This window comes from Thalassospira sp. UBA848 (genome assembly GCF_002295455.1).
In the GTDB taxonomy this organism is placed as follows: Bacteria; Pseudomonadota; Alphaproteobacteria; order Rhodospirillales; family Thalassospiraceae; genus Thalassospira.
Genome location: NZ_DBGS01000130.1, coordinates 23030 through 32162, shown reverse-complemented (window position 1 = coordinate 32162; position 9133 = coordinate 23030). Strand labels below are relative to the sequence as shown.

Sequence of the window (9133 nt, the reverse complement as noted above, 5' to 3'; positions counted from 1 at the left end):
CGCCGCATGCAGGAAAAGATCCGGCGCCGGTTTGCCGTTTTTTACGAAATCTGCACTATAAACCCGCTCGTCAAACCATGAGCCAAGACCCGTGACCTGCATGGTTTTTTCAAGCCGTTCGACCGAGCTGCTTGATGAAATACAAAAGGCAATATCGCGTGCCTGAAGGACGGTCAGGACGGTTTCAATTCCGTCAATTTTGCTCAGATCGCGATCATACCGGTCAAACAGCATTTTATAGTAATACGGTTTGAATTCCGCGCTGACATCGCGGCCCGTGTGGGTTTTGATATATTCAATCGGTGCTGAACTTGATCGTCCGGTAAATCGGTCCGATACGTCGCGCAGACTGAGCGGCGCGTTGAAGTGCTCAAGCACGTCAACCAGTGTCGCCAGCGAGATCGGCTCGCTATTGACCAGCACCCCGTCACAGTCAAACAGGACAACACGACAGGCATCAAACAGACCCTGGATCTCTGATGCTGACGTTACGATACCGGCCCCGACATGATCGGTCGGGCCTTGGACATTGTTTCCTCGGGCCATGTTGAACCTGGCTTGTGTGATTTATGTTATCGCTACAGCGTAGCTAAGAGATAAGTTCAGCGTCAACAAAAATGAACATTTGACCAATCACTGAACTTTTGATCAACTCAGGCCAAACTAAGCCCCGGCCAAGTCAGAAGCCACACCAGATACCAGACCAAACAAAAGATCACCCGGCATCGGAGATATTCCGCAAAGCCGGGGATAATGCGGAGGAAGACCCATCATGAGTCCCACTTATCCTTGCTTTGTCGGCGTGGATGTCGGCACCGGAAGTGCGCGCGCCGGCGTTTTTGACGCCAATGGCAAATTGCTTGGCAGTGCCGCACACGCGATTGCAATGAACCGGCCAAAACCCGATTTCGTCGAACAGGATTCTGAAAATATCTGGCAGTCGGTCTGTCAGTCGGTACGTGATGCCATGGCCAAATCCGGGGTCCCTGCGCAGAAAGTTGCCGCCATCGGGTTCGATGCCACATGTTCGCTCGTGATCCGCGATCAGGATAACCGGCCACTGGGTGTCACCCCCAATGGTGCGGACAACTGGGATGTGATTGTCTGGATGGATCACCGCGCCGTGCGCGAGGCAGAGGAATGCACAGCCACCGGTGCCAAGGTTCTGGAATATATCGGCGGCACGATGTCGCCGGAAATGGAAATCCCCAAATTGATGTGGCTGAAACGCCATCATAATGCCGCTTGGCAGAAAATGGGCGCGGCTTATGATCTGGCCGATTTCCTGTCGTTCCGCGCCACTGGCAGCAATGCCCGGTCCTGCTGCACGGTAACGTGTAAATGGACCTATCTTGCCCATCAGGATCAGCCGTGGGATCGCGATTTCCTGAAAGCCATCGACATGGAAGACCTGAATAACAAGATCAACATGCATGATCCCGCCCTTGCGGTTGGGGAACTGATCGGACCGCTTTCCGAACAGGGGGCAGTTGATCTTGGTCTGACAACCGATTGCGTGGTCGGGGCTGGCCTGATTGATGCCCATGCCGGGGCGCTTGGCACGCTTGGCGAATATCTGGATGGCAACCTTGATCAGCATTTTGCGATGATCGCGGGGACATCGACCTGCCATATGGCTTTGTCGAAAGAACCACGTTTTATCAAGGGTGTCTGGGGTCCCTATTTCGGGGCGATTGCCCCGAACCTTTGGCTGAATGAAGGCGGGCAATCCGCGACGGGGGCGTTGCTTGATCATATCGTTGCCATGCATCCGTTTTCCCATGATATGGGCCGTGATGCCCATAAGCTTGCCGGTGAAAAACTGATGCCGATGATGGCGGAAAAAACCGATCTGGCCCCGCGCCTGCATGTCCTGCCCGATTTCCATGGCAACCGTTCCCCGCTTGCCGACCCGGAAGCTCTTGGCGTGATTTCCGGTCTGACACTGGATCAAAGCGAGGAAAGCTTCCTGAAGCTTTATTGGGCCACCGCGTGCGCGATTGCCTATGGCACGCGCCACATCATCGATGCCATGAACGATACCGGATATGACATCACCCACATCCATCTAAGCGGCGGCCATACGGCAAGTCAGGTGCTGGTGAAACTCTATGCCGATGTGACCGGCTGTACCGTGGTGATGTCTGATTGCGAAGAGCCGGTTCTGCTGGGATCGGCCATGTTGGCCGCCGGTGCCCTTGATGCGGAAGGTGGGCTTGCCAGGGCCGCGCGCCAGATGGCGGGCAAGGAAACCGCCCACGCACCAGATCCGTCAGCCAAGGCAGATCATGATCGTCGATACGCCATTTTCCATCAGATGCACGCCCACCGTCAGAGCCTTGATAGCATGAGCAAAACCTGATTTTTGCCTGCCCAAAAGTACGATATCTAAGCCGTTCGTGCGGGTTTGGCGCGGCGCACCCTATCCAAAAGGCGCTTGACGTCACTTTGGGTTGAGGTCAAAACAAAAGGGCCGATGCAAACGCATCGGCCCTTTCTTTCGCACGCGCAACGGCGGGGTCGGGGGATCATGCAGATTGAAACTTTAAATCTGCACCGTCACGGCGCGATGCCGTTTAAGGCCAGCCTTTTTGACAAAGGCTGGCCTTAAATCTTATTCCGCCGGATGTTCGTGGGCTGCCTGCACTTCGCCGCGCTTGGTGCGGTTCTTGGCAAAGGTGCCGACAATCAGAACAAAGAACAGCGGCACAAAGAAGATCGCCAGCACGGTTGCGGCAATCATCCCGCCCATCACACCGGTACCCACGGCCACACGGGCCCCGGCACCGGCACCGGTCGAAATCGCCAGTGGCACGACACCAAGGGTAAACGCCATCGACGTCATGATGATCGGACGCAGACGCTGACGGGCGGCCTCGACGGTTGCATCAAGAAGGCTCATACCGTCGTCGTAAAGTTCGCGGGCGAACTCGACAATCAGGATGGCGTTCTTGGCCGACAAACCGATCGTGGTCAGGATGGCCACCTGGAAATAGACGTCATCGGGCAGACCACGCAGCATCGCCGCGATCACCGCACCAAGAACACCGAGCGGCACAACCATCATCACCGAAATCGGGATCGACCAGCTTTCATAAAGGGCAGCCAAGCACAGGAAGACGACGATCATGGACAGGGCATAGAGTGCCGGGCCCTGCTCGCCTGCTTCGCGTTCCTCATAGGACAATCCCTGCCATTCCAGGCCGATATCACCCGGCAACTGTGAAACAAGCTGTTCCATTGCTGCCATGGCATCACCAGACGCCACACCCGGTGCGGCTGCACCCTGAATGTTCAGCGACGACAGGCCATTAAAGCGTTCCAGACGCGGAGAACCATAGGTCCACTCGGTCGAGGAGACAGCCGAAATCGGCACCATCTCGCCCTTCTGGTTGCGGACATACCAGTAATCCATGTCTTCGGGCATCATGCGGTATTTGGCATCAGCCTGCATGTAAACCCGCTTGACGCGACCGTTTTCGATGAAGTCGTTGACGTAGCTTGACCCCCAGGCCGCCGCCAGCGTCCGGTTGATATCAGCAAGGTTCACGCCAAGGGCGCTGGCCTTTTCCTGATCGATGTTGATGTTGAACTGGGGCGTGTCATTCAGACCATTCGGACGCACACCGACAAGACGCGGGTCCTGCGATGCCATGCCTAAAAGCTGGTTGCGGGCCGCAACCAGGGCATCGTGCCCATTACCACCGCGGTCAACAAGCTGCAGGTCAAAGCCGTTCGCCGTGCCAAGTTCGATAATGGCCGGCGGCGCAAAGGCAAAGACCATGGCTTCACGGATACCCGCAAACGCACCATAGGCACGGCCAATCACCGCATCGACCGATTGATCCGGACGCGTACGTTCCGACCAGTCTTTCAGGTTCACAAACGCAATACCCGCATTCTGGCCACTGCCCGCGAACGAGAAGCCGGCCACGGTGAACAGACCGTCGATATTTTCGGCCTCGTTCTCCATGAAGTGGGTTTCAAGCTTCTTGAGAACCTCAACCGTACGCTCCTGCGAGGCACCGGCCGGCAACTGCACCATGGCGAACATGATGCCCTGGTCTTCTTCGGGCAGGAACGAGCCCGGCAGACGGCCAAACAAGGCAACCAGAGCCGCAACCAGAATGCCATAGACAAACAGGTAGCGCCATTTGCGGTTCACAACGTGACCAACACTGCCCTGATAGAAGTTGTTGGTCTTGTCAAACCCGCGGTTAAACCAGCCAAACGGACCTTTTTTCTTGCTCGGATCGGTGTGACCGGGTTTGAGCATGGTCGCACAAAGGGCCGGTGTCAGAACAATTGCCACAACAACCGATAGCACCATGGCCGAAACAATGGTGATGGAAAACTGGCGATAAATCGCACCCGTCGACCCGGCAAAGAACGCCATCGGCACAAACACGGCCGACAGAACCAGCGCAATACCGATCAGCGCGCCAGTGATCTGCCCCATGGATTTACGCGTTGCCTCACGCGGCGGAAGCCCGTCTTCGTGCATCACACGTTCGACGTTTTCCACCACAACAATCGCGTCATCCACCAGAAGACCGATGGCCAGCACCATGGCAAACATGGTCAGCGTGTTGATCGAATATCCGAATGCCGCAAGGATCCCGAAGGTGCCAAGCAGAACAACCGGCACAGCAATCGTCGGAATAAGCGTCGCCCGCCAGTTCTGCAGGAACAGGAACATCACCAGGAAGACGAGGACAATCGCCTCAAACAGGGTGTGAACCACTTCCTCGATCGACACTTCAACGAACGGGGTGGTGTCATACGGATAGACGATCTCGATCCCTTGCGGGAAGAACGGTTTCAGTTCGGCCAGACGGGATTTTACCGCCTCGGCGGTATCAAGCGCATTGGCACCCGTTGCAAGGTTGATCCCGATACCGGTTGCCGATTCCGCATTGTAGCGCCCGACGATTTCATAGCTTTCGCCACCGATTTCGATACGGGCAACGTCCCCAAGACGAACTTGCGACCCGTCCGTTTCGACCTTCAGAAGAATGTTGGCGAACTCGTCAACCGTCTGCAGTTTGCTTTGCGCGGTAATGGTTGCGTTGATCTGCTGACCCTCGACAGACGGCGCACCGCCAATCTGACCAGCGGTGACTTCGGTGTTCTGCGCCTGAATGGCGGCGTCAACATCCATCACCGTCAGGTTATAGGCCAGCATCTTGTTCGGATCGAGCCAGATGCGCATCGCATGCTGGGCACCAAATACCTGAACCGAACCAACGCCGTTCACACGGGCAATCGGGTCTTCGACCGACGACACAACAAAGTCCGACAGGTCTTCGGCGTTCATCGAACCGTCAGAAGACACAAAGCCGACAACCATCAGGAACGAGCCCGATGATTTGCTGACCGTTACACCCTGTTCCTGCACTTCGCTCGGAAGGGAGGACATGGCAGCCTGCAGTTTGTTCTGCACCTGAACCTGCGCGATGTCGGGATCGGCTTCGGGTTCAAAGGTCAGGGTCACTGTTGCCTGACCGTTACCCGACGAGGTCGAGGACATATAACGCAGATAATCAAGACCGTTCATCTGTTGTTCGATCACCTGGGTGACCGTGTTTTCAACAGTTTTGGCCGAGGCGCCCGGATAGGTTGCCTCGATCTCGACAGAAGGCGGCGCGATCGATGGATATTGCTCCACCGGCAACTGCCAAAGCGACAGTCCCCCCGCCAGCATGATCACCAGGGCGACAACCCAGGCAAAGACGGGGCGATCAATAAAGAATTTTGCCATTGAATAAGTCCTTATTCGGCGGCTTTGGCGGTTTCAACAGGCTGCGGCGTAACCGGTGCACCCGGTCCGATGCGCTGGATGCCATCAACAATGACTTGCGCGCCATCTTCAAGACCAGCCGTCACCAGCCAATCCTGCCCCTGCGACTGTTCAATCGTCAGATCCTTGGACGCGACCTTGCCATCCTCGACAACATAGGCATAAGCCGAGCCATCCGGGCGGCGCATGACCGCCTTTTGCGGCACAAGGAACGCGCCTTCAAGATGCCCCTGACGGACCTGACCGCGCACAAACATGCCCGGCAGAAGGGTTCCATCCGGGTTCGGGAAGACTGCGCGCAAACGGACCGTGCCGGTGGTTTCGTTCACAGTAACGTCCGAGAACTGCAAGGTGCCTGTGTGCGGATATTCCGCACCGGTCGCATCAATGATCAGGTTGACCTCGATCTGGCCTTCGGTAACGCCCTTGATCCGGCCGTTCTGAACCGCCTGCTTGATCTTCAGCAACCGGCCACCGGCCTGGGTCACATCGACATAGATCGGGTCAAGCTGGGTAATGGTGGTCAGTTTTGCCGACTGATTGGCAGTCACAAGCGCACCTTCGGAATAATCAGACGAGCTGATCTGACCGGAAATCGGTGCGGTGACCGTGGTATAGGCCAGATCAATACGGGCCTGTTCCAGTTCCGCACGCGCAGCTGCCACAGCGGCCTTGGCCTGTGCTTCGGCGGCCACCGCATCGTCATAGGTTTGCTGGCTGACAGCTTGCGACTTGATCAGCGGGTCATAGCGCGAACGCGTCTTGGTCGTCTGATCAAGGGTGGCGCGCTGACGGGTCAGTTCGGCCTGGGCGGCATCAACACGCGCCAGATAAACTTCCTGATCAATCATATAAAGCTGCTGACCGGCTTCAACAAACGCACCCTCGGTGAAGTTGCGTTCCTTGATAATACCGTCGACCTGGGGGCGAATGTCTGCTTGGCGGAAGGCCACAGTACGGCCCGGCATTTCTTCAACCAGGCCAACCGTCTGGGCGTTTAGCGTGACAGTACCGACCGGCGTCGCCTGCGGTTGCTGCTGGGCGTTGGCTTGCTGCCCGCCGCCTTCATTCTGTTCGCTGCAGGCTGCTACAAGCACGACAAGCGCTGCCAAACCAGCGAATTTCAAACTAGATCGCATGGACAAAATGCTTATTCCTTCTAAGTCCCTGCAAAGCAATGTGGTGGACGCTTTGCCATTGCATTCATGAATACTGTACGGTACAGTACACTTTGTGCACTGCACGATCAAGACCCAATAACAGCAGAACTGACAAAGATGAGCGAAACGCCAGAAAAGCATGAAAAACAACACGCTCGCGGTACAGCACGCCGTCGTGCAATGATGGATGCTGCATGGGCGTTATTGCTTGAACGTGGCTTTGCCGGTGTCACCCTGAACGACGTCATCTCGCAATCGGGCGGGTCGCGCACAACCCTGTACGAAGCTTTCGGCGGAAAGGATGGCTTGCTTGCCGCTGTCATGACCGAGCGCTGCAAGGAATTCTCCGCCGAACTGCATATTTCGCTGGAAACCGACCTCCCTCCCCGTGATGCCCTGACGGACTTCGGCACGAAACTGGCCCAGAAGATTGTAACCGAGGAAGTCGCCCGCTTCACCCAAATTCTGTATTCCGAAGGTCAGCATTTTCTACCTCTGATAGAGAAATTCTTTGAAGTCGGTCCCGACAGCACACGCAAACACCTTGCAGACTATCTTTCGCGGCAACAGAAACTCGGCCGGATTAAAATTGAAGACCCGGACCATTCGGCAGAGATGTTTGAATCGATGATCATCGGCGACTGGCAATCGCGCATCATGAAACACAACCCGCGCCCCCCGATGACCGATCAGCAGATCAGCGCACGTGTATCGCGCGCGGTTGAAACCTTCCTGTGTGGCATCGCAACACCCGAAACGCGCGAAATGTTCGGCTGTGGCAGTTAACCTCCCCTTGTTTCCGAGTAACGTCAGGCACTAATAACGCCACCCTCCTGACAGCATCCTGTCAGTTGTGATGAAACAAAGCGCCTGCTCGAAAAAGCTGCCAAGCGTCAGATCAAGTTGATTTTGCCCTAACATTACCAAATTTGCGATAAACTCTGGGGCGTGTTGCCATGATGGCGACGCAGAACTGCACATCACGTCACGTAAAAGGACCCCGTCATGCAGTTGCGAAAGGCACTTACCGGCTTTGGCGTTCTTGCGATTTCCATTGCAAGTCTTGCGACCCGTGCGCAGGCAATTTCCATCGAGGATGCCCGCACTGCCGTCGATGCAATCCTGATGCAATCAGGCATTTCCGCGACCGAGGTCGATGCACGTACGATTGACGGGAACGCGGTTGAGCTCGTCTATGACGCTATTTCCCTTGATCTCAACGGTTATTCCACCCCGCGCCAGCTGGTTATGGATGATGTTCTGGTTTCTGTGCGCGATACCGACAATTCCGATCAGGTTGATCTTGACGTCAAACTGCCAGAACGGGCCAGAATGCTGGTCGAAGCAACCAGCGACCAGCGCGAATTGACGCTCCGCAATGCCGGTGGGTATCTGCGCTGGGATACAGCGCGCAATGTGCCTGTCACCTTTGACGGCTTCGCCGATTTTCTGGTTGGCGAGGAACCGGTCTCGCGCAAGCACTGGATGATGAACGGCCTGATCATCCAATGGCTGCCTGAAATGGCGCGTATTGGCTGGCAAGCGGCCGAATGGACCGGACCAAATCGCGAAAAACGCGGCTCGATCAAATCGACCAATTTCTCCTTGTATCCCGGTGAAGACGGAAACACCCGCCTTGATTACGCCCATGATGGTTTGTGGCTGCCAAGTCTTCTGCAGCCGCGCACGGTGCGGGTAAAAACCAGCAGCGACGGACTTCCATGGTCAGACGCCCAGCCGATCATTGAAAAGGGCTTCCACGATATCCTTACAGGAACCGCCCCGCGCTTTGCCCGTCGCCAAATCGGCGATGCGCTGTGGAAAAAGGCTGCCCAGAACGGCGCGCCGGTCAAAGTTGACGAATTCTATGTTGAATCCCGCGGCCTCGAAGCACTTGGATCTGGCGAGTTCCTTGCACAGGCCGCCGCACGCTATGGCTTCACCGGTGATTTTGACTTCCGGCTTCTGGGCCAGGACAAGCTTGTTGATTTGCTTGGCACCCCCGACAGCCCGACGCTTTTGGGCGCACTTGTGCCGTTTGCCGTTAATGGACTTGCCGCCGGACGCCCCGGCCCGCAAGGCACGACCGAATATGATGGTCAGTTGCTGCCCGATGGCCGGGTTGTGGTCAATGGCCTGACAGTGTTTCGCACAGCGGATGGCAGCTAACGGT

Annotated in this window: 6 protein-coding genes; 3 read left to right on the top strand and 3 right to left on the bottom strand. The window is 56.3% G+C overall.

All coding sequences use genetic code 11. The features are described 5' to 3' along the window. The coding region (locus tag B2R48_RS17735) for an HAD family hydrolase (protein ID WP_297003129.1) at window positions 1–546 on the bottom strand (546 nt) is incomplete at its 3' end. A gap of 226 nt (window positions 547–772) precedes the next feature. Here B2R48_RS17735 and B2R48_RS17730 point away from each other — a divergent pair. After that, a complete protein-coding gene (locus B2R48_RS17730) occupies window positions 773–2362 on the top strand; it encodes an FGGY-family carbohydrate kinase (protein WP_297003126.1) in 1590 nt (529 codons plus the stop codon). Window positions 2363–2614: 252 nt separating this feature from the next. Here B2R48_RS17730 and B2R48_RS17725 read toward each other — a convergent pair whose 3' ends face one another. Together B2R48_RS17725 and B2R48_RS17720 are read right to left on the bottom strand one after the other, a co-directional pair. Further along, window positions 2615–5761 carry an efflux RND transporter permease subunit gene (locus tag B2R48_RS17725; protein WP_297003124.1) on the bottom strand — a complete coding sequence of 1049 codons (3147 nt, stop codon included), beginning with the start codon at window positions 5759–5761 and terminating at the stop codon, window positions 2615–2617. An 11-nt stretch (window positions 5762–5772) separates the two neighbouring features. Beyond that, complete coding sequence (locus B2R48_RS17720) at window positions 5773–6939, bottom strand: efflux RND transporter periplasmic adaptor subunit (protein ID WP_213474747.1); 1167 nt, start codon at window positions 6937–6939, stop codon at window positions 5773–5775. A 138-nt stretch (window positions 6940–7077) separates the two neighbouring features. Between B2R48_RS17720 and B2R48_RS17715 the strand changes: the two genes are divergently transcribed. Together B2R48_RS17715 and B2R48_RS17710 are read left to right on the top strand one after the other, a co-directional pair. Beyond that, window positions 7078–7746 carry a TetR/AcrR family transcriptional regulator gene (locus B2R48_RS17715; RefSeq protein WP_062955655.1) on the top strand — a complete coding sequence of 223 codons (669 nt, stop codon included), beginning with the start codon at window positions 7078–7080 and terminating at the stop codon, window positions 7744–7746. A gap of 219 nt (window positions 7747–7965) precedes the next feature. Then, window positions 7966–9129 carry a hypothetical protein gene (locus tag B2R48_RS17710; RefSeq protein ID WP_297003120.1) on the top strand — a complete coding sequence of 388 codons (1164 nt, stop codon included), beginning with the start codon at window positions 7966–7968 and terminating at the stop codon, window positions 9127–9129. The last annotated feature ends 4 nt before the right edge of the window (window positions 9130–9133 follow it).

What these genes read in the sequence shown, in the direction of transcription:
- B2R48_RS17730 (WP_297003126.1), top strand. Translation starts at nt 773, where the DNA reads ATGAGTCCCACTTATCCTTGCTTTGTCGGCGTGGATGTCGGCACCGGA.
- B2R48_RS17725 (WP_297003124.1), bottom strand. Translation starts at nt 5,761, where the DNA reads ATGGCAAAATTCTTTATTGATCGCCCCGTCTTTGCCTGGGTTGTCGCC.
- B2R48_RS17720 (WP_213474747.1), bottom strand. Translation starts at nt 6,939, where the DNA reads ATGCGATCTAGTTTGAAATTCGCTGGTTTGGCAGCGCTTGTCGTGCTT.
- B2R48_RS17715 (WP_062955655.1), top strand. Translation starts at nt 7,078, where the DNA reads ATGAGCGAAACGCCAGAAAAGCATGAAAAACAACACGCTCGCGGTACA.
- B2R48_RS17710 (WP_297003120.1), top strand. Translation starts at nt 7,966, where the DNA reads ATGCAGTTGCGAAAGGCACTTACCGGCTTTGGCGTTCTTGCGATTTCC.